The 306-nt window shown below is 61.8% G+C and carries 1 protein-coding gene; it reads right to left on the bottom strand.

The annotated features are described in order from the left end of the window. A partial coding sequence (locus AC3XQU_RS23565; RefSeq protein ID WP_489876565.1) for a transporter substrate-binding protein occupies nt 1-306 on the bottom strand: 306 nt, incomplete at both ends.

Below are 306 nucleotides of genomic sequence, written 5' to 3'. Positions count from 1 at the left end.
TTCGCGCACCTTGTCGACGTCGGTGGACTTGGCTTTCTCAACCGCCTGCGCCCACATGTGGATGCCTACGTAGGTGGCTTCCATCGGGTCGTTGGTCACGGCTTTATCCGCGCCTGGCAGGTTGTGCGCCTTGGCGTAAGCCTTCCAGTCGGCGACGAACTTCTTGTTCACCGGGTTCTCCACCGACTCGAAGTAGTTCCAGGCCGCGAGGTTACCCACTAGCGGCTTGGTGTCGATGCCGCGCAGCTCTTCTTCACCCACCGAGAACGCCACCACCGGTACGTCGGTCGCCTTCAGGCCCTGGTT

This window comes from Telluria sp. AZSoR62, assembly GCF_058111565.1.
Note: the sequence above shows the minus strand (reverse complement) of the source record. Positions and strands in the feature narration are given on the sequence as shown.